The 22,109-nt window shown below is 46.4% G+C and carries 21 protein-coding genes; 8 read left to right on the plus strand and 13 right to left on the minus strand.

The annotated features are described in order from the left end of the window. Positions 1-271: 271 nt before the first annotated feature. The 3 genes from QUA54_RS04065 to QUA54_RS04075 form a co-directional block, all read right to left on the minus strand. Positions 272-499 carry a hypothetical protein gene (locus tag QUA54_RS04065; protein WP_172186733.1) on the minus strand — a complete coding sequence of 76 codons (228 nt, stop codon included), beginning with the start codon at positions 497-499 and terminating at the stop codon, positions 272-274. A gap of 52 nt (positions 500-551) precedes the next feature. Beyond that, complete coding sequence (locus tag QUA54_RS04070; protein WP_333413448.1) at positions 552-2,078, minus strand: phosphomannomutase/phosphoglucomutase; 1,527 nt, start codon at positions 2,076-2,078, stop codon at positions 552-554. Positions 2,079-2,410: 332 nt separating this feature from the next. Continuing rightward, complete coding sequence (locus QUA54_RS04075) at positions 2,411-3,316, minus strand: D-hexose-6-phosphate mutarotase (protein WP_333413450.1); 906 nt, start codon at positions 3,314-3,316, stop codon at positions 2,411-2,413. A 100-nt stretch (positions 3,317-3,416) separates the two neighbouring features. Here QUA54_RS04075 and QUA54_RS04080 point away from each other — a divergent pair, with 100 nt between their 5' ends. Next, positions 3,417-3,647, plus strand: a complete 231-nt coding sequence (locus tag QUA54_RS04080; protein ID WP_333413452.1) for a hypothetical protein — start codon at positions 3,417-3,419, stop codon at positions 3,645-3,647. Positions 3,648-3,817: 170 nt separating this feature from the next. Here QUA54_RS04080 and QUA54_RS04085 read toward each other — a convergent pair whose 3' ends face one another. Beyond that, positions 3,818-4,555 carry an SDR family oxidoreductase gene (locus QUA54_RS04085; protein WP_333413454.1) on the minus strand — a complete coding sequence of 246 codons (738 nt, stop codon included), beginning with the start codon at positions 4,553-4,555 and terminating at the stop codon, positions 3,818-3,820. 15 nt (positions 4,556-4,570) lie between these two features. On the opposite strand from QUA54_RS04085, the gene QUA54_RS04090 reads away from it, so the two are divergent. Continuing rightward, complete coding sequence (locus tag QUA54_RS04090; protein ID WP_333413456.1) at positions 4,571-4,726, plus strand: hypothetical protein; 156 nt, start codon at positions 4,571-4,573, stop codon at positions 4,724-4,726. Here QUA54_RS04090 and QUA54_RS04095 read toward each other — a convergent pair whose 3' ends face one another. Continuing rightward, positions 4,727-5,788 carry an NADH:flavin oxidoreductase/NADH oxidase gene (locus QUA54_RS04095; RefSeq protein WP_333413458.1) on the minus strand — a complete coding sequence of 354 codons (1,062 nt, stop codon included), beginning with the start codon at positions 5,786-5,788 and terminating at the stop codon, positions 4,727-4,729. Between the two features lie 816 nt (positions 5,789-6,604). Here QUA54_RS04095 and QUA54_RS04100 point away from each other — a divergent pair. Then, the gene (locus QUA54_RS04100) at positions 6,605-8,920 is read left to right on the plus strand and encodes a cation:proton antiporter domain-containing protein (RefSeq protein WP_333203463.1); all 2,316 of its coding nucleotides are present in this window, start codon (positions 6,605-6,607) and stop codon (positions 8,918-8,920) included. A gap of 205 nt (positions 8,921-9,125) precedes the next feature. On the opposite strand, the gene QUA54_RS04105 is transcribed toward QUA54_RS04100, so the two are convergent. Beyond that, the gene (locus QUA54_RS04105; RefSeq protein WP_333190636.1) at positions 9,126-9,338 is read right to left on the minus strand and encodes an Hfq-related RNA-binding protein; all 213 of its coding nucleotides are present in this window, start codon (positions 9,336-9,338) and stop codon (positions 9,126-9,128) included. A gap of 312 nt (positions 9,339-9,650) precedes the next feature. Between QUA54_RS04105 and dapF the strand changes: the two genes are divergently transcribed. After that, a complete protein-coding gene (gene dapF / locus QUA54_RS04110; RefSeq protein ID WP_333413461.1) occupies positions 9,651-10,535 on the plus strand; it encodes a diaminopimelate epimerase in 885 nt (294 codons plus the stop codon). 243 nt (positions 10,536-10,778) lie between these two features. Then, a complete protein-coding gene (locus tag QUA54_RS04115) occupies positions 10,779-11,921 on the plus strand; it encodes a hypothetical protein (protein ID WP_333413462.1) in 1,143 nt (380 codons plus the stop codon). Positions 11,922-12,018: 97 nt separating this feature from the next. On the opposite strand, the gene QUA54_RS04120 is transcribed toward QUA54_RS04115, so the two are convergent. The 5 genes from QUA54_RS04120 to QUA54_RS04140 form a co-directional block, all read right to left on the minus strand. Continuing rightward, positions 12,019-13,200, minus strand: coding sequence for an aspartate aminotransferase (locus tag QUA54_RS04120; protein ID WP_333413464.1), 1,182 nt, complete (start codon positions 13,198-13,200; stop codon positions 12,019-12,021). A gap of 99 nt (positions 13,201-13,299) precedes the next feature. Further along, on the minus strand, positions 13,300-14,445 hold the full coding sequence (locus QUA54_RS04125) for an iron-containing alcohol dehydrogenase family protein (RefSeq protein WP_333413466.1): 1,146 nt from the start codon (positions 14,443-14,445) through the stop codon (positions 13,300-13,302). A gap of 187 nt (positions 14,446-14,632) precedes the next feature. Then, positions 14,633-14,962, minus strand: coding sequence for a type II toxin-antitoxin system PemK/MazF family toxin (locus QUA54_RS04130; RefSeq protein WP_333413467.1), 330 nt, complete (start codon positions 14,960-14,962; stop codon positions 14,633-14,635). Beyond that, the gene (locus tag QUA54_RS04135; protein WP_333413469.1) at positions 14,949-15,392 is read right to left on the minus strand and encodes a hypothetical protein; all 444 of its coding nucleotides are present in this window, start codon (positions 15,390-15,392) and stop codon (positions 14,949-14,951) included. Before QUA54_RS04135 ends, QUA54_RS04130 begins: the two co-directional genes overlap by 14 nt. A gap of 77 nt (positions 15,393-15,469) precedes the next feature. Beyond that, positions 15,470-15,664: an element excision factor XisH family protein gene (locus QUA54_RS04140; RefSeq protein ID WP_333413471.1), complete on the minus strand. Its 195-nt coding sequence runs from the start codon at positions 15,662-15,664 to the stop codon at positions 15,470-15,472. 913 nt (positions 15,665-16,577) lie between these two features. On the opposite strand from QUA54_RS04140, the gene QUA54_RS04145 reads away from it, so the two are divergent. The 3 genes from QUA54_RS04145 to QUA54_RS04155 all read left to right on the plus strand — a co-directional run bounded on the left by QUA54_RS04145 (position 16,578) and on the right by QUA54_RS04155 (position 18,044). Continuing rightward, a complete protein-coding gene (locus QUA54_RS04145) occupies positions 16,578-16,910 on the plus strand; it encodes a GIY-YIG nuclease family protein (RefSeq protein WP_333413472.1) in 333 nt (110 codons plus the stop codon). A 92-nt stretch (positions 16,911-17,002) separates the two neighbouring features. Next, positions 17,003-17,209, plus strand: a complete 207-nt coding sequence (locus tag QUA54_RS04150; RefSeq protein ID WP_006631417.1) for a hypothetical protein — start codon at positions 17,003-17,005, stop codon at positions 17,207-17,209. Between the two features lie 190 nt (positions 17,210-17,399). Next, a complete protein-coding gene (locus tag QUA54_RS04155) occupies positions 17,400-18,044 on the plus strand; it encodes a peptidase M15 (protein ID WP_333413474.1) in 645 nt (214 codons plus the stop codon). Here the strand turns inward: QUA54_RS04155 and QUA54_RS04160 are convergent, their stop codons facing one another. Together QUA54_RS04160 and QUA54_RS04165 are read right to left on the minus strand one after the other, a co-directional pair. Then, complete coding sequence (locus QUA54_RS04160) at positions 18,045-19,730, minus strand: DNA repair helicase XPB (protein WP_333413475.1); 1,686 nt, start codon at positions 19,728-19,730, stop codon at positions 18,045-18,047. It abuts the gene before it with no gap. A 391-nt stretch (positions 19,731-20,121) separates the two neighbouring features. After that, a complete protein-coding gene (locus QUA54_RS04165) occupies positions 20,122-21,987 on the minus strand; it encodes a hypothetical protein (RefSeq protein WP_333413477.1) in 1,866 nt (621 codons plus the stop codon). Positions 21,988-22,109: the final 122 nt, after the last annotated feature.

Here is a 22,109-nt window from a genome sequence, read left to right on the forward strand (position 1 = left end):
GGATGGGATTATATTTGATCGACCCTAGCTACTGTTGCATAACTTTTAACAATTGGTATTAGTTATATCACGGCAATGCGACAGAATTATTGTTAACTCATCTGCTGTTAACTCAATGCTTTTTTTGCACTTTATTTTCCGAGAACCTTCCTCAAACTCTCTAGTTATTGTAACCTGTTTTTGGCAAATACTATTGATTCCCAATTCTTAAATCTCCTCTAAAATTATATGAGATAAAAATTGAGAATTGCTATAATCTTATCACCTAGAATTATAGGGATTCAAAGGTAGCGGTGAAACCATCTAAGCTCAAGCATTCTTCCATAAATTCCTCTACATCGTTGACATTCTCAATCTGATACTCCATGATGCGTTGAGCATCGCCTTTCATCTTTTTGGAAGAAAGAGGCGTGGCCGGATATTTGGCAGCGATCGCTTTAAAAGCTTTGGAATGGATATCCCAGCTTGCAGCAGAACATTTTATGATTAAAAGCCACATGATTAAATTCCTCCTTGGGTTTGGTTTACTAACAGTCTGGCACCAGTAAAACTTAGCTCGATAGTGCCGACAAATCAAGGGATTCTGTTGTTTGGAAAAAAGCTAAAAGCCGAGCCACTATGCGAGCGACACCACCCTTAAAATTAGACTCAACATTCAAAGGCATCACCGGATCGTGGAGTGATAAGCGTAACAGAAACCAGCCGGATTCGCTAGCTGACGTGCAGGAAATTCGCAGACCTTCGTAGTTATTGGGAACGATTTTCCAGTCTGCTTGGGTTGAGACAAATTCTTGAAGTTGCTCAATAACGCGATATCCTTGGGCTTGGAAATCATCCCCACTAAGTTTAATCCGAAATTCTGTACTTTCTTCTGGCTCTTTTAAATTTGCTATTAAATCTGGTAAAGATTGATTTGCTAGCTTTGATTTAGCCAATTCAATCAATAACTTGCTGACCAAATAAGCGCCATCATCCAGAAAGTAATTTTCTTTCAAAGCTCCATGTCCAGAGGTTTCAATTGCCAGCCATGATTCCTGTCCGGCTTGATTGAGGCGTATCGACTCGTCAATCACATTTTTGTAGCCGCGTTTAAAGCGATGGTGAATCCCTTTTAAATTTTGTTCGATGAATTGTGTCAAGCCATCAGAGGTGATAGAATCGGTAACAATGGTAGAGCCTGGGTGTTCTTGTAATACGATCGCAGAAATCAAGGCAATTAAGCGATTGCGATTAAGTTCCTTGCCAACTCCATCGACGGCCGCACTGCGATCGACATCGGTATCAAAAATAATCCCAAAATCAGCTTGATGTTCAATTACCGCTTGACAAATTGACTGCATTGCCTGTTTATCTTCTGGATTGGGCACATGATTGGGGAAAGTACCATCTGGTTCTAAAAACTGACTGCCCTTAGTGTCTGCACCTAAAGGTTTTAAGACTTTATCAACATAAAAGCCGCCAGCACCGTTGCCCGCATCCACAACAATTTTTAATCCTGTTAGTGGTTCCTCAAAATTATCGGGGTGATTGACTGCTTCCCTAATCTTTGTGACAAATTGGTTAGCATAAACTGAGATAAAATCATGCTTTGTAATTTTACCGGGCGATGAGGCTGGCTGAAAGTAATTGCTTTGGGCTAGTGTTAAGATATCTGTAATATCCTGCTTTTGTAACCCACCTTTGGCAGTGAAAAACTTTAAGCCATTTCGATTAAATGGCAAATGGCTAGCAGTGAGCATAATCGCGCCGTCGCAATCAAAATTAGGGGTAATGGTACTCATAAACATGGCGGGAGTTGAGGCCATTTCAAAGTCGTACACGGTTGCACCAACTGAGGCGATTCCCTCCATGACTGATTGCATTAAAGTTGGCCCTGATAAGCGACTGTCACGCCCGATCGCGATCGTTAATTCTGCCACTGGTTTATTGACTTTTTGCACCAGCCAACTGACAAATGATTTACCTAAGATTGTCGCAACTTCGGGCGTTAGGTTGACTTTTTCATTGGGAACGCCTTCGAGGGCGATACCGCGAATGTCTGATCCATTTTGAAGTTTTGTCCAGTTGAAGATTTGCATAATAATAATTGATGGTAATTAGAAAAATAGGAGTCGGCTGTTGAAACCTATCATACAAACTTTCCTCTGCGGCCAATTCGACTGAGCGCTAGCCGAACGTCTTGCGCGGACTAAGAAATAAACAGGGGAGAAATCTCGGATTGGGTATTATTAGTCATTAGGGTGACCGAGTTTTTCAATTCAATCAGCTAATCGGCATTTAAGTTGTATTTAAAGAAACAATCCCAGTCTTGTGGGTGGGATTTGAGCAACGCCCAAAATATCCAATTGAAATGTTTAACAGCTTACTGAGAATTTTTGCCCCATCACCGCTAAGATTAAGTTCTAATTCCTTAGTCGCGTTCAACGCTGTAAATTGCCTGCAAGCGGAACTCACCATGAGGGGCAACTTCCACAATATCTGTAGCCGCATTGCTCGTTTCTACGCACAGTAAACGCTGATAATCTGCATCATCAAGGTCGGCCATATTTGCAGAAATTGTCACCCAAGGATTCCACACTACGACGGATTTACTACCCGATGATTTAATGCGAATCCGACGATTGAGGGCGCTATCGTCAATGACTAATTCATTGGTGACATCAAGATAAATGCGATCGACTTCACCTGCTACTACCACTGCACCCACTTGAGTTTTTTCGACACCACCATCAGCTTTATCAAGATACTGGCTATTTTCTAAACCTAAAACCTGCACGCGGTTGATATCGCCGACTTGGAAATAGGTGTGCAAAGCTTGGGTGAGGGGAAATGCTTTGTCGCCTAGATTGCGGGTGATTAATTCTACAGTGAGGCTGGTGCCGATCGTAATTGCGATCGCCAGTTCAAAGGCTTGCGGCCAAATTGCTCTAGTTTCATCGGTATCCTTGAGTCCGAGAGTGACTTTGGTTGCGCCGTCTGCGGTTGTGGCGGTTTCTAGCACATTCCAGAGGCGATTCCGCACAAAGCCATGACTCGGACGCCCCAAGGCTTCGGGATCGGGGCCAAACCAGGGCCAACAGATGGGTATACCGCCTTTGATGGCTTTCCCTTCGGCGTAGTAGGCTTTTTCGCTGACGAACATCAAGTCTGTGGTTTCGGTGGCTGGTTGAAAGGAGAGCACTTGACCGGAATACACAGAAATTAAGGCTTTGGCTTGACCGTTGTCGATGTGAATCATCGGGAAACCACCGTTTCCGGTGGCGAAGGTGAGGTTCCCGGCAATGCCGTAGTCTGTGTTTAATTGGTCAATACTCATGCTGTTGGCTTGGTGAATTTCTTTACAATTATCCGATATTATGGTTTCTAGATTGATTAGATTGTTGAGTTTGACCTAGGAGGGTGCGATCGACACAACGATGCCCTCAGATAAACGAATTGGGAGTGCCAACCGATCGCGAGGGGATGTGCGATCGAACCCACCGCCAAACCTTGCTGAGTTCTCCGCAAGCAAGCTAATACAGCAATTCATCAAAACACGGCGCAGCCACAAAACTCCGCATCTATTCGAGAGTTATTTGACGCGACAATTGCCAGGGATGCGCCGAAAACAGGGCAAAGAGCGCTGTCCGACTGACTGCATCGGCTAGCGTTCGCATCGAAACTTCACTTGTCAGCAACGGAGTTTCGCCAAAACCCGGTAAGTCAAATGCGATCGCTTCCGGTTCGGCGTTACTGAATCAAGCTATGGATGACTCAGGAACAGTTGAGCCGTTGAGCCGTATTCAATTGAGAGTCATCGACTCTCATGCGCCCCACTTCACAACTCCTGACGAGTCGGACGGATGATCATTTCGTTGACATCCACATCACCGGGTTGGTCGATGGCATAGGCAATCGCCCGGGCGATCGCATCCGCATCAATGGCGATTGAATACAACTGATTTATCCCTGATGCCGTCTCACCATGAGTGATGGTACTGGTTAATTCAGTCGCAACCGCACCGGGTGAAATGTTCGTAGAACGAATTTCACCGTTTGACTCCAGCCGCAGCCCTTCGGAGATTGCTCGCACGGCATACTTTGTAGCACAGTAAACTGCCGCCGCCGGAAATACTTTGTGTCCTGCAACCGACGACAAGTTGATTACGTGTCCAGACTTCTGTTGGCGCATAGTCGGCAGCACTGCTGCGATACCGTAAAGTACGCCTTTAATGTTGACATCAATCATTTGATCCCACTCATCGACCTTAATCTGGTCAAGGGGAGCCAGTGGCATTAAACCCGCATTATTGACCAGCACATCAATGCGTCCGTATGTTTCCAGCGTTGCGTCCGCCAATGCTTGCATCTGGGCGCGATCGGCAACATCGGTGACTCGATAGGCAACGGTGCCACCTGTTTTTTCGATTGCAGCCACCAAGTCCTTGAGTCTATCTTCGCGGCGGGCAGCAAGCATCAGTTTGGCTCCGCTGGCGGCTAAACGATGGGCGGTGGCTTCACCTAAACCGCTACTTGCTCCAGTAATGATGACAACCTTGTTTTGAATCTCAGACATATTCACTCCTGTTAATTGATTAAATCGGCTCACGTCACGGCGATGGGAACGTGCCTTGTACTTGAGGCGATCGCAGAATCAAACAAGCCTTTATTGAGCGACTGGTTTACAGAAACACTAAAAAAGGGACTCCTAGTGGATCTGTGTAAAACCGATCGCAAATCCGCTTAATTACCAAGCGCGAGCGTATTGAATTGGAGCAGGCACCGACTGACGTAGTTGCTTGGCAGCCCGCATCGGCCAATAAGGATCGCGCAGCATTTCTCTGGCAAGTAATACCATATCTGCTTGACCTGTACGGATGATGTGGTCAGCCTGCGCGGGTGCAGTAATCATACCAACTGCTCCGGTGGCGATGTTCCCGGAGCGTCGAATGCTCTCGGCAAAGGTAGTTTGATAACCTGCACCCGTGGGAATCTTTACACCCGGTACAATGGCGCCTGAGGAACAATCGATTAAATCAACGCCCAGTGACTTTAATTTATAGCTGAGTACAATACTTTGTTCAATGTCCCAACCATTTGGAACCCAATCGGTTGCAGAAATGCGAACCCAAAGCGGTGTTCGATCCGGCAAAACATTTCGCACGGCTTCTACGACTTCACATAAAAACCGGATGCGATTCTCAAAACTGCCACCATAGTCATCTGTCCGCTGATTGCTCAAGGGAGACATAAATTCATGCAGTAGGTAGCCGTGAGCCGCATGAATCTCTATTAGGTCAAATCCGGCTTCTAGGGCGCGTTGGGCTGCGCTGACAAAGAGTGTCGTCTGCTTCTGAATGTCTTCGATACTCAGAGCGGTCGGGGCGGGGGTATTGGGTTCAAAAGGAATGGCGCTAGGCGCGATCGAAGTCCATCCCCCTTGAGATTCCGAAAGCACCTCGCCGCCATCCCACGGAAGTGCTGTACTGGCTTTTCGACCTGCATGAGCAAGTTGAATTCCAGCAACCGCACCGTTGCGGTGAATTAACTCGACGATTCGCGCCAGCATTTCAATGTGAGCATCTTGCCAGATTCCCAAATCTTGCGGCGTAATTCGTCCTTCAGGCTCGACTGCTGCTGCTTCAGTCATCACCAGCCCTGCCCCTCCTACGGCTCGACTGACGAGATGAACCAGATGCCAATCATTCGCGAACCCATCAACACTGGAATATTGACACATGGGAGAAACTGCAATGCGATTTCGGAAGCTAACGCCACGTTGATCGAAGGGCTCAAATAAATGGGACATGGTTGTAAACCCGTGATTTATAAAATGCTACAGATGTCAATCAAGTACAGACTTTCTTGACGCTGGGAAGTTGACTGACTTCATTCCACCAAGTCCGCAGTTTCGGAGTTTGAGCGATCGTGGCTTCGTACTCTGGGGTCTGCGATAGGTAGGTGAAGACGGGAATTAGCTAGAAATCGGCAATGCTCAGTTCGTGACCGAGCAAATACGGGTGTCCTAAAGTTAGGGACTCGATCGCCTCTAGTGAAGTCTTTACAGGTGCGACGGCAGCTTTGTCAACCTAGATCTCGAATGGACTTGTCATTTTGAGGTATCAAGAGCAACGACAAAATTACTTGTCTAAAACCTCAATCTTTATTGTTAGCAAAACCGGGGATTACTAGAAAAAAACACAAAACTGTCAGAGTAATTATGCAGTAGATTGGGTAAATCCGCAAGCATGGCTTGACTAAACACGATTTCAACTAATTTTTTTTACCGATCGCCGATCTGTGAACGTACACCACGATCAAACCGCTCCCTACAAAAAAGCAATCAACATCACTCCACCCAGCCTGAAATTGATTAAAAAAAGTAACTTAATTTAATCTTTCCGCCCTCATCGGGTTGAGGTAAAACATTACCCCCAATCCAGCCCCAATGCCTCGATCGACTTGCAAGAGGTTAAGCTTTTTGTGAGGAGATAAATTCTTTGGTATCAGAAAATACCTGGTTCTATAGTTGCAGTTGCCCTCGATCCCCAACTACACTCAACCCACTAAACATAGTCAACACATTAGACACTATAATATAACTTTATACTTTTTTCATAAAGTTGTGCAAGAAGACTTCCGACTGATCGTTGACTTAGTTCTAGTTCTCGCTGCTGCCGCAGCAGGAGGACTCTTTGCATCGCTGTTGCGACAGCCGGTAATTCTCGGGTATCTCCTGGGAGGGATCGTAATTGGGCCGGCCGGTTTGGGGCTGATTAAAGAATTAATTCAGGTAGACACCCTGGCTGAATTCGGGGTTGCTTTTCTGTTATTTGCCTTGGGAGTGGAATTTTCTTTCGCCGAACTCCAGAAAGTAAAAGCCATTAGTTTGGGCGGGGGGGGCTTGCAAATTGTGCTGACGATCGCCATTACTACTGCAATTTCCTTGGCTGTAGGCTGGGTAGAATCGCCCGCTCAAGGCGTGTTTTTAGGAGCGATTCTGTCGCTTTCCTCGACCGCAGTCGTCCTGAAATGCTTGATGGAACGCAATGAATCCGGTACTTCCCACGGTCAAGTCATGCTGGGAATATTAGTAGTTCAAGATTTGGCTTTGGGGCTAATGCTAGCAGTTTTGCCGGCACTCAACCAGCCAGCAGAAGCGATCGGCATGACGGTAGCGTGGGCCCTGCTGCGGATCGGGTTATTTGCTGCCGGTGCTGTAGTCGCGGGCATTTGGATGGTACCGCAGTTGCTGCGCTACCTCGCGAAAACAGAAAGTCGGGAACTGTTTTTGCTGGGAGTTGTGGTTTTGGCTTTAGGGATTGCGCTGCTTACAGAATATTTGGGTTTTTCGATCGAGATGGGCGCATTTGTGGCGGGTTTAATGATTTCGGAGGTGGAATATGCCGACCAAACTCTAACTTATGTCGAGCCTTTGCGAGATATTTTTGCATCCTTATTTTTTGTCACCATCGGAATGTTAATTGACCCGGTGTTTCTGTGGAACCATCTAGAAGTAATTCTGGGACTGGTATTTATAGTATTTGTCGGCAAATTCTTGATTATAACGCCGATCGTCCGATTATTTGGCTATCCGCTAAAAACAGCATTGATCGCAGGTTTGGGCTTAGCTCAAATAGGAGAATTCTCCTTTGTACTCGCTAGTTCCGGCCAAGCTATGGGGCTGGTTTCGCGGAACGTTTACCTGTTAATTTTAGGAACGACAGCCGTCACTCTCGTGCTGACTCCGTTTGTGTTGAGAAGCGTGCCGCAGTTATTGAAATGGGCGGAAAAATTCGGGCCTTTGCAGCGCTATTTTGACGAAACATCTCAACCTGTGGCAATAGCTGAAACTTTGCCGGAACAAAATTATGTTGTGGTTTGCGGCTACGGGCGAGTCGGCAGAATTTTAGTCAAAATGCTGCAAAGCCGCAACTGTTCAGTTGTGGTGATCGACGAGTCAGAAAGTAGAATTCAAGATTGCAGAGTCCAAGGAATTCCTTACATTTACGGGAATGCTGCCAGCTTGCACGTATTGGAAGCCGCGCGGGTGGAACGGGCAAAAGCAATGGCGATCGCCCTTCCCGATCCCATGAGCACTCGCTTGTGTCTAAAGCGGGCTTTAGAATTAGTCCCGGATTTGGATATTGTGGTGCGGGCCAACCAAGATAAAGACATCGAACTGCTTTACCAACTGGGGGCCTGGGAAGTCGTGCAGCCGGAGTTTGAGGCGAGTTTAGAACTGTCTGCCCACTTGCTGGCTGGCATCGGGATCTCGGCAACCGCGATCGCGCGGGAAGTGCAGCAAATTCGCAGCAGCCGCTATCTGGAATTGCGGCCGCCGCGCGAACCTTTGGCGGTTTCGCGGGATTTGAAAGTGGCGGTTCGAGATATGAACAGCGAGTGGTACAGCTTGCCGTTAGGTTCTCCCATCGCCAGCATGACTCTGGAAGAAACTAACTTGCGGCAGTTGACAGGGGTCAGCGTGATGGCGATCGTCCGCAAGAATGGCGAGGAAATTGATTATCCTAACGGCAAGACAGCTTTGCAGTTGGGCGATCGACTTTTTGTAGTGGGAGAACCCGAAGAACTCATCAGTTTTGAGTTGCTGGCGAAGGGCGAAGTTGCAGTGCCGCAGGGCGACAGTTCCTGCCAGTGGCTGAGGCTGCCAGCAAACAGCCCTTGGGCGGGCAAAAAACTGTCAGAGGTAGATTTGCTGACCCAGTACGGGGTGCAGGTGCGGGCGATCCGCCGGGAAGGGAAATTTACTCGCTGGCCGGACGGAACTACCAATTTGCAAGAAGGCGATCGTTTGCTGCTGTGCGGCGGCTTCTACGAACTAGGCTTGATGCAGCGGACGGCCTCGCCGCCAGTTCGGCAATCTGCTTTAAAGCTGCCTTTTATTACCGCCCAAGTCAGCGAAAAGCTGTTTAGCGATTAGGGAAGAAGGAAGAAGGAAGAAGGAAGAAGGAAGAGGGAAGAAGGAAGAAGGAAGAAGGAAGAGGGAAGAGGGAAGGAAGAGGGAAGAAGGAAGAGGGAAGAAGGAAGAAGGAAGAGGGAAGAGGGAAGAGGGAAGAGGGAAGATTTTTCCCCTCTCCCAATCTCCCCCTCCCCCACTCTCCCACTCTCCCACTCTCCCACTCTCCTCAGCCGTTGGGTTTGATATAAGCAATTGCTGGTCGCGAAATCAGAATTTGTTGTTCTGAGGCATCGAGGAGGCAAATGCAGCTATGATCCTGCCAAAAAATTCTGCCCGCTAGTAAGTCGCCAGTAAGGAGTTTGATCTCCACCTGTTCTTTGTCTTTGATGTAGCTTTGTATTAAGCGAACGCTGGGCAATCCGGTTTCAAATTCAGACATAGTTCAGAAAAATATAGTCAAATATTACCTTAAACCATATTCTTCTGTTTATACGGTTTAAACGGTACTGGCCCAACTACAAGCGCCTCTACTCGATGAAGGATAAACCCATTGGCCGCTACTTTTCGACAGATCTTCATTGAGCCATTGACATCAGCATTAATTAGATATCGCTGTGGAGTTATAAATATTATATGTCTTGATATTGCACTAGAAAGGACGATAAATTGCATAAAGTTTTATAATAGTGGGAAATTGGTAATTTGGCGATCGAATTATCTAATCAGTTTTAACCAAAAGAGGTTTGTTTTTATGCCGATCGAGTTTGCGAAGTATCAGGGGCTGGGAAATGATTTTATTCTGATTGACAACCGCCACTCGTCAGAACCGGCGATTACACCAGAACAAGCTGTGGATTTGTGCGATCGACATTTCGGGATTGGCGCAGACGGCGCGATATTTGCTCTTCCGGGTCAAAACGGCACTGACTATACGATGCGGATTTTTAACTCCGACGGTTCGGAACCGGAAATGTGCGGCAACGGGATTCGCTGTTTGGCTAAGTTTATCGCCGATTTGGAATCGTCGGAAATTCATCCCTCCCAACCCCCCCAAGCTTCGGCGGGGAGTGAATCTAAGACTGAGTACCGGATTCACACCGGTGCGGGCGTTATTATCACTGAATTGCGATCGGACGGTCAGGTTAAGGTGGATATGGGAGTTCCCCGGCTGCTGGCTGCGGAAATTCCGACAACTTTGGCCGCACCGGATGCGAAAGTTATTGATGTGCCGATCGAAGTTGCGGATAAATCTTGGTCTGTTACCTGCGTCAGCATGGGCAATCCCCACTGCATTACGTTTGTAGAGGATGTTTCGGCTGTTGCTTTAGAAACTGTCGGGCCTCAATTCGAGCACAACAAAGCCTTCCCGCAGCGTACCAATACGGAATTTATTCAAGTGGTACGTTCGGACTATGTAAAAATGCGGGTGTGGGAAAGAGGCGCAGGTGTTACTCTAGCTTGTGGGACTGGTGCTTGTGCTGCTGTGGTAGCTGGAGTGTTGGTAGGGAAGTGCGATCGGGCAACTGCGGTTGAACTCCCCGGCGGCGTTTTGGAAATCGAATGGGCAGAAGTGTCTGGGCGGATTTACATGACCGGGCCGGCACAGCTAGTATTTACTGGTTGTATTAGTGATTAGTTATTAGTCATCAGTCATCAGTTATCAGTTATTAGGCATCAGTCACTCGTCAGAAGGATTTTTTTGTTTAATTAACAAACAATAAAAATTATTGAATTCAAAATCTGTATTGAATTCTGACCAATGCCTTCTGCCTTCACAAGTTATTGGCTGCGGACTGAAGACTGAAGACTAATAACTAAGCCTGAAATCTAAAATCTAAAATCTAAAATCTAAAATCTAAAATTAAGTAGGTGGGCTGGCATGGCTGGAGGTATTTATCTGATTCAGGACGACGACAGGCTGGTAGAAATGATGGAACAGCCCTACGACTCGGAAGACCAATTACAAGACTTGCTAGTAACTTATCCTAATTTGATCCCGGGAGACCAAATCGATCGGGCTACGGCGCAGAGGTGGCTGTTAATTTCGCGGGAAGCTGCACCCAGCGATGAGGAAACAGCGGTGCAGTGGTCGCTGGATCATTTGTTTCTCGACCAAAATGCAGTTCCTACTTTGGTGGATGTCCGGCGAACTCTTAATGCCGAACTGCGACAAAAAGTGTTGGGTCAGTCGATCGACTATGCTGCTAATGCGTTGTTTTACTGGCCTGTCGATTCAATTATTGCTCTGTTTGAAGCTAATTGTCGCGATCGGGGTCGCGATCCCGAACAGATTTTTGAAGAGTTTCTCGGTGCGGATGCTAATGAAGACAGATTTTGGCAGAAGGTTAAAACTAATTTGCAAGCGGGTAAAGTTCGCTTAGTGTTTGTAGCTGACGAGATTTCCGCTGAAATGCGCCGAGTTGTGGAATTTCTCAACGAACAAATGGACCCGGTTGAAGTTTTGGCCCTGGAAATTAAGCAGTATGTAAGTGAAGACGGCCTCAGAACTTTGGTTCCCAGAGTGATCGGTCAGACAGCCGAAGCACAGCAGAAAAAATCCAGCGCAACACGCGAAAGAAGGCGCTGGGATGAATCTTCATTTTTTGCGGAAATCAAAGCTAGACGGGGCGCGGATGAGGCGCAAATGGCAAAAGCAATTTACCTTTGGGCGAAAAGTCAAGAACCCGAAGTTCAAATCCACTGGGGAACGGGGGACGCTTACGGCGGTTTCGCAGCTCAATTGCCTCAAAGGGGAAGAAAACCCTATCAGCTATTCACTGTAGATATTGCTGGCAGAATGGAGATTTCTGCTGACAATTACGGTTCCGGGCCGCCGTTTAATGCGGAAGAAAATTGGCTGGAATTGAGAAGCAAGCTAAGTTCGATCGGTCTGTCGTTACCTATAGAACCGGGCGAGAGAAGGTCGCCGAGTCTGGCTTTGTTTACTTTGCAAGACGAATCTGCCCTCAAGCAAGTTATGCAAACTTTTGATTGGGTGATTGAGCAAATTAAAACGTTATAGTCAGTAGTTAGTAGTCAGTAGTCATTAGTCATTAGTCCTTGGTAGTTAATAATTGGTTACGATCGCCAACAACTAACTAATAACCACTAACTAATGACTAATATCGAATATTAGCTTGTTTCATGCGCCGCAATGCTTCTCCCAGTCGATCGCAATCTGCAATTAAACTAATTCTCACATATCCTTCGCCGCCCGGCCCAAAAGCATTGCCAGGAGTCACCACAACACCCGTTTGCTGCAAAACATTCAGGGCAAAATCAGTCGAACTCATGCCCGGAGTGCAGGGAACCCAAAGATACATTGCAGCCAGAGGTTTCGGAATATTCCACCCTAATTCGGCCAATCCTTCAACCATGAAATCCCGGCGAGTCCTGTAACGATTCTGCACTTCGTGCAAGTAACTGTCGGGCAATTGCAGTGCTGTTTCTGCTGCTGCTTGCAATGCGGAAAATATACCGTAATCTAGGTTAGTTTTTAAAGTCCGCAAACCTTGAATAATCTTGCTATTTCCTACTACAAAACCGACTCGCCAGCCGGCCATATTGTAGGTTTTTGACATGGTGTGAAATTCAACACCGATTTCTTTACCGCCGGGAATTTCTAATAAACTTGTCGGTTGATACCCGTCAAAGGCTAATTCGGCATAACACAAGTCGTGAACCAGCAAGATTTGATGTTTGTGTGCGAAAGCCACAATATCTTTGTAAAATTCGCGGGGTGCAGTGGCTCCAGTCGGATTACTGGGATAATTGAAATAGAGTATTTTGGCTTGTTCGGCTACGCTGTCGGGAATGTCGGCTAAGTCAATTACCCAGTCATTTTCTGGTTTGAGGATGATGTTGTGAACTTTTGCACCAGCGATTATTGGGCCGCGAAATAATACGGGATAAGCAGGACTTGGTACTAATATTAAGTCCCCTGGATTGATATAGGCGATCGCAAAATGTGCTAAACCTTCTTTAGAACCCAACAAAGGCAAAGCTTCGCTTTCTGGATCGAGTTCAACGTTGTAGCGGCGGCTGTACCATTTAGTAATAGTACGGCGGAAACTGGCAGTTCCTTCAAAGGGTGGATAGCCGTGATTGGCAGAATTTTGGATGGCTGCGACGGCGGCTTCTACTACTGGTTGAGGAGTGGCACCGTCAGGGTTTCCCATTCCTAAGTCTATTAAATCGAGTCCTTGTTCGCGGGCGCGGGCTTTGAGTTCGTCGAGACGGGCAAATACGTAGGGCGGTAGTTTTTGCAACCTGTCAGCAGGGGTAATCCAATCCAAGGTCATTTATTTTTTGTCAGTTGTCAGTTTTCCTGGTTTGTAGTAAGGACTTTCGTCCTTGCTAGCACAGCCTTTTCAGGACTAAAGTCCTTACTACAAACTGTTTTAATTCTTAATCTTTAATTCTCCCACAGGTGCGGTGGTAGAAACCATCGCTGCCATTAATTGTTGGGGAACAACTTTAAAAGGCAGTCTGTGGATGTCGGAATTGGGATTGCAGGCTATGTCAGCGGCGCGCTGCAATTCTGTGATGGTAATGTCTCCGAGTCCTAGGTTGTCTAAAGTTTGGGGCAATCCAATCTCGGCGTAGAATTTTAGCAGTTGCTGTCTGGCGCTAGCGGCGAGTTGATTGTTTTGCAGCATTTCTTCTAACCGCAGTTGTACTAAAATGCCGTAGGCGACTTTTTCGCCGTGCAATGTGCCGTGACTTGCTAATAGATGAGTTAGGCCGTTGTGGACGGCGTGGGCGGCGACGGTGCGGCATTGGGCGCCGCCAATTCCGCCGATTACTCCTGCTAGCAATACGGCGGCATCTGTGACTTCTTGCCAGGTTTCGCTACCGGGTTCTTTGAGGGCGGCGGCTGATTTTTGGAATAAAATATCGCGCAGTATTCTAGCTTGTTGAACGGCCGAAATAATCAGGGTTTGTTCCGAGTGTCCGCTGCTGACTGATGCTTCGTACCATTTGGCGATCGCATCTCCAATTCCTGCTACTAATGTCCGCTGCGGTGCGGTTTGAATTAAGCCGTAGTCGAGTATTAATAAGTCGGGACATCTGGCTAATGTGACATCGTATTGGAATGCACCTTGTTCTGAATAAATGTTAGAAAGGGCTGTCCAAGCTGCACAAGTGGCTGCTGATGTCGGTATTGTGACGATCGGGATTTTGCACTGATGGGCGACGAGTTTGGCTGCGTCTAAGGCTTTGCCGCCGCCAACTCCGATGATGAAGTCGGCTTGATGGGTTTGGGCTGCTGCGCGGAGGGTTTCGAGGCTTCTTTCGCTGCAATCCTTGCCGTATGCTGTTTCGGCGGATTGTAACTCCTGCTTTTCGAGGATTGGTTGCAGGTAGGGTTGGGCGGCGGCGAGGGAGTTGCTGCCGCCGACGATTAGCGGCCGCTTTCCGAAACGGGCGATCGCATCTCCGGCTTGTGCGATCGCCGATCGACCCCGCAATACACAGGCGGGAGCAATTGTCAAGGAATAAATTGCTGGTGCGGTGGCGGTTTTAGTGCTTTGGGTTTGAGTCATCGAACCACTGGATAAGTGACGAGAAGGTTGACGCTTTGCAGGATTGCTGGATTTTATAAGATAACTCTAACCCATGTTGGGCGATCGGGTAAGTTTTGTAAAGTTTTTATTAAGTATTGTTGGGCTGTTGGGGGATGGGAGAGGGGAGTTGAGGGGAGTTGGGGAGTTGAGGGCGATCGAACTATTATTAGAATTGAGGCTTAACGTACAAATCCCAGACTTGTTTCACTGCTGCTGCATCTGCTTGAGAAATTTGCCCGATTTTCGCTAGCAACAAAAACTTTTCCAGACAATCTAATCTAGACAAGCGTACTGTTGAAGCAACGCGCAAACCGCTGGCAGACCAATCATTAAGAAATACATCAGTTTGGCTGCGGGGTTTTGCAGAGGTGACGGCTGCTGCTACAACATCCTCTCCATCCAACCACAGTAAAAGTATGGGGCGTTTTTTAGAGCCTGCGCCACTTGTAAAGGGAATATTTGCTACCCAAAAATCACCCGGTTCAATAGTCGTCATAGAGTCCTTCGTCTTCGGGTGCGTAGCCTTTCAAAAAAGCATCGTGACTGCGAGTAATAGCTGAGTCAATTAAATATTCTTCGCTGTTGACTGCAAAAAACTCTGTTAATTGGGCCGCGGTTAAATCTTGTTGGGTTGTTATCTCTACAAACGGTTCTAGTATTGGAGGGGATTCTACTAATACCCTTAAACAATCAATAAATGAGCGCTTGGAATGCGGTAGTTCTGTTTGCGAAATATTAGATTCAGAACTTTCATTCGGTGGCTGTTTTACTTTTTGTGCTTGGTATACGAGAAATTGCACAAAGTCAAGAACTTCCTGTCGCCTTTCTGTCGGAAGCAGTCGCAAATTTTCTAACAATTTTTTTTCGAGCTTTCCGAGTCTCAAAAAAATCACTGGATATGTGAAAGTTTTTGCTGGTTGGTTCATGGGAGTTTTACACTAACAGTAAAATTAATGTACTTATATGATTATAGCTGACTTGCTCGGTCTGCGTGCGATCGCCCTTACCAATCAATGTCTTTGATTTCAACAGCGATTTTATGCCATTCTTTTTCGGCATTGAAAAACTTTTCTGCTCCTAAGTCGGCTTTCAAAAGAGTATGCTCTAACACTAAGACTAAAGGATCGTCCGTAATTGTCCACCCGTCTTTTTCGAGGGTGCGACGCAGGGAGAAATGTAAATTATCACGTCTAGACATTAGATATTCCAGAATTTAGGTTAGGAAAGATAAACACGAATCTCTTGAACTGCCATGTCTTGTGATGTCGCTGATGATGCAAATAAATAGTCTAGTCTGTAATAAAGATAACTTTTTTAAGTGCGACGAGTAAGATGTTTGAGTCGGATGGTGCGCCGAACTCGATTAAGAAAAGGAGATTCCGACGGGGGTAAAAAGGGGTTGACATACCTGAGTAATCTGCGGTATTCTTCTATTATATCAGGTATTGTACCGCAACTGCAAGAGAATTATAAGTTAAGTCGCTAAACCTGGGTTGAGATAGTAGCTTGAAGGTATCAGTTGAGCATTGAAGGTTCAACTGGGGAACACTGTGTATGACTGTGTTGAATTGTCACCATGAATCCTAGACAACTTGAGCAAGATCTGGAATTGCCGAACATTACAGCATCATTAGTTGCTTATCGTAATGCTGCACAGAATAGTAAGTGGTACATTCGCTTTTTTGTTCCGGGTCCTGATGGAAGATATACACCTGGAGTGTCTGTTGTATCCAGTTCCAGGGTTCCTAAATTGGTAAGCGATCTTAAAAAAGCGCACCAGAAAATGTAATTTCTTCAACAACAGAAATATTCAGGAAGATTTTCAGAAGATTTTGTCCTGAGCGGTGAAGTTAGTGAGACTTTATCCGTGACAGTCTCTAGTGAAACATCACACTTCCTATTTTGGAGCTATAAAAAGACAAGGTTGCACTTCTTGGTTTCAAGTAAAACCAACACATTTAGTACGTCTTTCGACTCAGATGATGTCAAAATGGTCATAAGCATACTATCTTTAGCAGAAGACTTGGCAGCTAAACTGATTAATCAGCTAGAGAGTTGAAGAGCAGTAGCCAGAAGCCTTTCGCTGCAGTTGATGATGGTTGTAACAGAATTTGTGGGATTATGATTTCTGTGCAATCAGCCTTCTTGCCTTCATGCCAACGAATGATTCTGACCTACAAATCCAAGCACGAAGAATTCTAGATGCGATTGCTTTCATTCCTTTTGAGCAATGTCAACCCTTGACCCGTGGGTTTGAGAGCATTCCTGCGCGTCCTGGCATTTATGCAATCAGGCACACAACTGATGGATTGCTCTACATCGGTAAAACCAAGAGCTTACGAGGTCGCTTCAGTGGTGGGCACAAAGCTTTTTTGTGGGCATGGCTCGATAAATATAGCGATGAAGACATACGGATTGCGGTACAGACAATTTCTCACGCTTGAGAACCCTGCGTTACTATTGGAGCTAGAAGCCATCATTCTAAGAGCTGCTGAACCCCCTTACAACTTCCCAATTCCAACTGAGATCTAAAGCCATGCAAGCCAAACTTCAAGAGCAACTTTCCCTCGCTGATGCCGAAGTTATTTTAGGACGTTTTCCTGAACGAATTCGTGCTGCCCTAATTGCTCGTGCTGCTGAAATTGAATACCCAATCGAAGCAGTCATTGAGATGGCGATCGCTAGTTTCCTTGACACAGAGGCATTAGGTTTTGCAGATTGCAAACCAGGACGCGGACAATAACAGCGTCAAGTGGCGATCGCCGCGGTCTAACAACCCGGTTGGAGCGGACTACCGAAAGATATTGGTGGTGATGCAAAAGTTATTTCTAGCCACTCAACCGGAACGTTGCTTTTGGCTGCAACAATGCTTCTAAATTATCTGTCAGTGTTTAAGATTAAGCTATTCACCTCTAATTGCTGGAGTTCAATCTATGAGAAAGCCACAAACTGTTAAAGCTTTGGAAGAGCTAGGACGGGTTCAACTCTCTAAGAGTTTTTTCATGCGTGAGTTTCTTTATTCAGAAATCTCTCAAATTGAAGGTATCCCTAACATTCCTAGCGATCCTGACTTGGCGATCGCAGCCGGAAAGAATTTGTGTGAGAGGGTGCTTGAACCAATTCAAGATGCGCTTGGTCGGATTAGTATCCGCTCAGCCTATCGTTCTTGTGCTGTGAACGCCAAAGGAGCAGAGAATAAAAATCAGTACAACTGTGCCAGTAATGAGTCCAACTATGCAGAACATATCTGGGACGTAACAGATTCCGATGGGTATATGGGAGCAACAGTATGTATTGTTGTTACATCATTCATCCCTTACTATGAACGCACTCAAGATTGGACAGCATTGGCATGGTGGATACATGACCACATTGATGCTTATGCAGAAATGACCTTTTTCCCAAAGTATGCAGCGTTCAACATTAGGTGGAGCGAGAATCATAAGGTTTCAAAAGAAATTTATAGCTACGTAAAAAATCCGCACACTGGTAAGAATAGCGGGTATCTGACAAAGCAGGGGATGGATAATTTCTTAGGTTTGCATGAGCAGTTTTACCAAGAATTTATCGATCGCTGACTAAACATCTTTTTGAACTTCTATGCGATAGTTGTAGCCCTGTTCGGTGAGGAATAGTTGGCGGTGTCGGGCAAAATCTTCCTCGCAAGTTTGTAGCGAGACTAATGTATAAAAGCTGGCATTGTGTCCGTCGGGTTTGGGGCGGAGAATTCGTCCGAGGCGCTGCGCTTCTTCTTGGCGAGAACCATACTTTCCCGATACTTGAATCAACACATCGGCATCAGGTAAATCGACTGCAAAATTGCCCACGCGAGATAGAATTAATCCCGGAATCTCTTTGTGACGGAATGCTTCGTATAACCGATCGCGCTCTGCCTGTTTTGTCTTTCCCGTAATCAGAGGCAATTCGGTAATTTTGGCGATCGCATCCAACTGTTCCAGAAATTCACCGATGATTAAAATGCGATGTCCCGCCTCTTTTTGCAATAAACTTTGTACCATATCCAACTTACCCGGATTTTCAGCAGCAATGCGAAACTGTTGGCGGCGGGGCGCTAGGGCATAGGCCATTTTTTGCGCCTCATTTTGGGCGACGCGGATTTCCGTACAATTGGCAGTGGCAATAAATCCCTGTCCTTCCAATTCGCGCCAAGGTACGTCATAGCGCTTGGGCCCAATCAACGTGAATACATCGCCTTCTTTCCCGTCTTCGCGAATCAATGTCGCAGTTAAACCTAACCTGCGTCGTGCTTGTAATTCAGCGGTGATCCGAAATATCGGTGCAGGTAATAGATGGACTTCATCATAAATAATCAGTCCCCACGATTCCGCATTAAACAACTCGAAATGCGGGAATTCATCATCTTTATTCGATCGATAACTTAGCATTTGGTAAGTCGATAGGGTGACAGCAGCCGTCTGTTTGGTGACACTGCTGTACTCAGCGATCGCATCCTCAGTTAAACTCGTTTTGTCTAATATTTCCCTGCGCCACTGGTGTACAGAAGTCAAACTGCTGGTGAGGATGAGTGTCTTTTGCTTTACCAAACTCATCGCTAACATCCCGACTATGGTTTTACCAGCCCCGCACGGTAGGACGATCGTCCCACTTCCACCTTTTACCTCCCCGTCCTGATAGAATGCCTCTGCTGCTTCTTGTTGATAAGCACGCAACTTAAAGGGCAAGTCCGCTAAAGTACGATCGCGCAAAGAAATCCCTAATTCGGCACCCTCGACATATCCAGCCAAATCTTCTGCCGGATAGCCCACCGCTAGTAAAGCTTGCTTGAGTACGCCGCGATTCCCGGCATCGACTTGAAAGCAAAGATCCGAGATGCGCTTGCCCAACATTGGTTTAACGCGATCGTCCCGTACCAGCAATTCCGCTAGGGGCAAATCGGCAATTCGCAGTTGTAAATCGGGGGTAGCCGCATCGATTCTTTCAATTACAGTTAATCCATACCGCGCCCCCAACAGTTCAATTTCCTGCGCTACGGACTCAGGAATGGGATACTTGGCATACTTTCGCAAAGCTGAGATCGCCTCTTCAACAGGCATTCCCGCCGCCCGCGCATTCCACACGCTGAGGGGCGTGATGCGATAGGTGTGGATGTGTTCGGGACTTTTGATTAATTCGGCAAAGGGGGCGATCGCTTCTCGCGCCTGTTGTGCTGTGGGAGCGTGAACTTCTAGTAAGATCGATCGATCGCTTTGCACGATCAAAGCATTTTCGGGAACATAATTCATAGGTTGTTTCGATCGCAGATAAAAGGCAGATAAAAGGCAGATAAACGCAGATAATTTTAATTGGTTGTATAGCAATCCTTGCAAGAGTCGTAAATTTTTTACCCCACCCCAACCCTCCCCTTGGTAAGGGGAGGGAGTAAGAAACTCACAAATGATTTAGGATTGCTATAGATACTTGTAGGGGTGAAGGAGTCGGGCGATAATCTGAGTAATAATTTTCAGGATTTGTATCCGACTGCTGCACCCTGGCGCGAGTGAGATCGATACCACCGGACACGATATTATACCAATTTTAAAAAAGAATGCAACAGTATTCTTGTTCCCCCCGCAATGCAGCGGGGGGGCTAGGGGGGGTCGAAGAGTATTGCACGATTTTAGAGAAATGGTATTACTATTTATCCCGCTGGGGTAAGACGTAGCCGATCTGCCGCAGGGCGTTGCGAAATTTAGTTTCCTGGAATAATGGAACTGCTAAAGTGCGATCGCCCGCTAGCTGACAGAATTTTTTGGTACGGGAATCATTGGCAATCAACACTGCTAAATGGGCGTTTGTACATTCGATTAACTTGACAGTTCCTACATCTTGCAAACTATTCGATCGTTCTGTAACATCCGTCAGAAATTGCTGTACGGTTTCGGGTAGCGGTTCGATACTTCTTGTCTCTAAAACTTCTTTAAATTCTGCTAGCGGGTATCCGGCTTCAATGGCGGTAAATAGCTTTTGTCGATCGAGTTGCCAGACGACATCTGAAACTTTTTTAGTATAGAGATCGAGGACGATCGCATCTGATGTCGCAATGCCTTCTCCTGCTACAACAATATCTAAATTGGGCAGTACGCGGAGTGTTTGACGGAACTCAATTGCTGGCGGGGTGTAATTGTGAGTCAATCCCAAACAGTAAGCCCCCAAAGCTGTCAGGCGAAAAGATATTAAGCCGTCGTAGCGGCTGAGAAATCTCAAATCGTCCGTTCCCCAAAGATCGTCAAAATCGCTGGGTACGAGGGACGGATCGGCATAGGCAACATCAATTATTCCCAGGGTAGCAACATACTCAAACAACAGGCAGCGCATATATCTTTCTTGCAGAATATGCCAATCGTGACTGCCGGAATATCCTAAGTTACCATACCCAAATTCAGAAATATAGAGATTGTCGGGATCGCGCGTTACTTCAAACCGATTGCCCGTTGCCAACATATACCTGCTAAATTCGCTAAACAGAATCCATTTACCGACAGGACATTCTGCTAGAATTGAGGCGATCGCCTCTCTCCGCCCCGCCGCCGCTGTCATGCCGCGCGCCCCCTTGCCAGTTTGTCCTTTAATCGCATCAATGCGGCGAAATTCATCAAAAGAGTTTGTTTTTAACCAGCGCTTCCATGCTGTCTGTAATCCTTTGGCAGGTGATTCTTGCAAGGCTTTCTGTCCCGCTTTGGTCAAAACTAGCTTTTTGCCCGATTGTTCGGCGAATTTGCTCGCTTGGGCGATCGCGGCCCAAGCAAAGGATTTGATGTTACCAACCTCGTAGAATATATCGCCCTTTTCCAAGGTAGCTTGGCGCTGTTCGTCGTTATAAAAATCACCCCCTTGCAATACGGCGGCGATCGCTTTCAGAGTTGTGGCACCAGGTAATGCGGTTTTCTCACTAACGGCAACTTTGCCCGACTGAATCAGACGCAAAACTGCTTCCAAATCCTTTGGGGCTGCCCGTTCCATTTCACAAATTGTCAAAGGAAGTTCGTACTCGGATACCTCTCTTTTTGATGTACGAAAGTTATGTTTTTCTACACGAATCATAAAATTATCTGGCAGTACATCGCCAACCAGATTTAAGGAAGTTGCTTGAGGTTTTGGTACAAACTTCAGCAATTTTTGTTCAAGATCGTAGGGGATCGCAGTGCCGTAGAAGAACAAGCATAGTAGGGATGGTTCTCGGTTGTATCCATAGCGATCGCTTGTTCCCCAGTTTGGTTGTTGTCCGTATTTCGCCACAAATACATCGGCATCATAGCCACCACCTGACCCGTGTATAACTTCCGCTACGGCCGCTTTTTGCAGGTCGTCTAATTGCGCCCAAACTTGCTTGAGTTTTTGTCCCTGCATTTGCTCTTTAATCCCAGCCACCAGGTCTGCTTTGCGGGTTAATTTACGATCGCCCGACAACAGTGCATTCAGCTTTTTTAAATCTTCAACAATTATTCCTTCGAGTGCCTCTTGGAGGGTAGTAACATCATCTAGGGTTTGGTAACGCGGCATAATTTTTAGCAATTCGCCTGCTGCAAAATTGTTTGTGCTACCAAATATAACAACTTTCCGAAAATTCTAACTTGAATTTTTGTAACAAAATTCCGAAGTATGGTTTAATATTTATTGTTAAA

This window comes from Microcoleus sp. MOSTC5 (genome assembly GCF_036701825.1).
Lineage (GTDB): Bacteria > Cyanobacteriota > Cyanobacteriia > Cyanobacteriales > Microcoleaceae > Microcoleus > Microcoleus asticus.